The following is a 2,412-nucleotide window of genomic DNA, read 5'->3' on the forward strand; positions in this document are numbered from 1 at the left end:
GCACGCGCTCTTGATCCTCTTCGGAAAAAGTTTTGCGCAGGCGCTCTGCCCGAACGCGATCACGATTACTGATGTAAATCATGCCGGCGCCCATTTCGAGCAAGCTGAACAAAACTGCGGCGGCTGCCCCGCCCGCCCCCAGCACCAATACTTCTTCCTGTGCAACGTTAATTCCGGCGGATTCCAGCGTGCGCTGAAAGCCAATAACATCGGTGTTGTGACCCAACAGTACGCCGTTGGAGCTGATCACGGTATTCACGGCGCCCATGCGCTGCGCCCCCTCCTCCAAATCATCCAGCAACGGTATAATCGCCTGCTTGTGTGGAATCGTGACATTCACGCCGGCGAACTCGCCGCGCCGCAGCCGCGCAATCACCGCGGGCAATTCATTCACAGAAACGCGCAACGCTTCGTATTGAAACGGCAAATCAAAATGCGCGATCAAGAAATTTTGCATGAGAGGTGAAAGCGAGTGAGATATTGGGTCGCCGATCACGGCCAGGCGTTGAACGGGTGATGATGCTTTTTCCCTCACGGACATTTGGTTGATCTCCAATTTTTTACTAACGATGCTTGCAACGGTTGTAGACAGCGTTTGTGTTGCCAGTAGATTTTTTCATTTCAAAATAACCACGGAGCCGTCATTCAGAAGGAATCATGTGAAGTACTCGGCACCGTACCCAGCGTTTCACAGGTCCCATTGGGATGACAAGAAGCGGTGGGGACAAGTAACAGGGTAATCCCGATTTCGTCAAGGTCCCTCAATGAGGATGCGCCATGCAATTCATCGACTTGAAATGCAACGGCCAAGCCGTTGCCGGAACATTCTCTTCAAAAGATGAGCAGGCGGGGAGGTTCAGGCTGGACCATCTGCCCGGGCTTGCACCAGGCTGTTTGCCAGCAAAATCATTTCCGCAATCGTCAGCGTTTCCGGACGGCGCTGCAGGTCGATAACCTCAGGCAAGGCAATGCCGCGTTGCAAGGCAAGTTTGTGCAGGCTGCGCCGCAAGGTTTTGCGCCGTTGTCCGAAAGCGGTTTTCACCACTTCGAGATAAAAATTTTCATCGCGAATCGGCAGCGGCGGCGGTTGCATCTTCCACTGAATCACGGCAGAATCGATTTCCGGCTTGGGCCGGAATACGTGTTCGGAAAGCGTAAAGAGCAGCTCGGCATGCGCAAAGGTTTGGCAAACAACCGAGAGAATGCCGTAGGTTTTGCTGCCGGGTTGCGCCACAATGCGCTCCGCCACTTCCTTTTGCACGGTGAGCGTCACATCGCGGATCAAACCGCGTTGCGCAAACGCCGTGAACACGATGTGACTGGTGATGTGATAGGGAATGTTGCCGATGAGCCGGAGGCCGGCGCCGGACACGAGTTTTTGTAAATCAACTCGGCGAAAGTCGGCATGCAACAATTGAAAATTGGGATAGCCGCCGAATTGTGCTTGCAGCCCCGGCAGCAGGCGTTCATCGATCTCGACGGCAAAATAACGGCAGCCCAGCGGGACAATGTGTTTCGTCAAAGCGCCCAACCCCGGTCCGATCTCAACAAAAACGTCCGCCGGTTGCGGGGCAATCGCCCGCACAATTTTTTGTGCGACATTATCGTCGATGAGAAAGTTCTGTCCGAGCGAACGTTTGGGCAGGAAGTCGGCAGGCAGGTTCATCGTGATAGGCTATTCACGCCAGCTTGAACAAGGCAATCGCATTCTGCGTCGTGCGTTGACAAACATCATCAAAAGAGACTTGCTTGATTTCCGCCAGCTTCTCGGCAATGTGAACCGTGAAGGCCGGCTCGTTACGCTTGCCGCGATGCGGCGCGGGTGTCATGAACGGGCAATCGGTTTCCAGCAGCAGGCGTTCTAACGGCACGAAGGCTGCGACTTCCGGTAACGTCGATTTTTTATAGGTCACGTTTCCAGTGAAAGAAATATGGCAGCCCAGATCCAACACTTGCCGTGCATACGCAATGCTTTCCGAGAAGCAATGAAACACGCCTTCGAGTTTGCGAATATCATTCTCACGCAACGTTTGCAGGATGGCCTCACCGGCTTCGCGATTGTGAATGATCACGGGTTTGCCGATTTCCTGCGCGAGACGCAGTTGCCGCACGAATGCGCGTTGCTGCACTTCCGCCGGCACATTCTTCCAATAAAAATCCATTCCGATTTCGCCGATGGCCACGACTTTCGGATGCTGCGCCAGACGCGCGATTTCAGCAAAATCATCGTCAGTGGCAGCGCCGCAATCCGTCGGATGAAATCCCACGGCGGCATAAATGCCTGCATGTTTCTCCGCCAAGGCCACACTTTGCCGGCTGGAAGCAAGATCCGTCGAGACCACGATGATTTTTTCCACACCCGCCTCAAGCGCGCGTTGAATCACGGCCTCGCGATCCTCGTCAAAGTGATTG

The 2,412-nt window shown here is 54.4% G+C and carries 3 protein-coding genes; all 3 read right to left on the minus strand.

Going from position 1 to position 2,412, the window contains the following annotated elements:
* Positions 1-541: shikimate dehydrogenase (locus FBQ85_29255; protein MDL1879219.1), on the minus strand; the 541-nt coding region annotated here is incomplete at its 3' end.
* 315 nt (positions 542-856) lie between these two features.
* On the minus strand, positions 857-1,666 hold the full coding sequence (gene rsmA / locus FBQ85_29260; GenBank protein MDL1879220.1) for a ribosomal RNA small subunit methyltransferase A: 810 nt from the start codon (positions 1,664-1,666) through the stop codon (positions 857-859).
* A 13-nt stretch (positions 1,667-1,679) separates the two neighbouring features.
* The coding region (locus FBQ85_29265; GenBank protein MDL1879221.1) for a TatD family deoxyribonuclease at positions 1,680-2,412 on the minus strand (733 nt) is incomplete at its 5' end.

This window comes from Cytophagia bacterium CHB2, from assembly GCA_030263535.1.
GTDB lineage: Bacteria > Zhuqueibacterota > Zhuqueibacteria > Zhuqueibacterales > Zhuqueibacteraceae > Coneutiohabitans.

What these genes read in the sequence shown, in the direction of transcription:
- rsmA (MDL1879220.1), bottom strand. Translation starts at nt 1,666, where the DNA reads ATGAACCTGCCTGCCGACTTCCTGCCCAAACGTTCGCTCGGACAGAAC.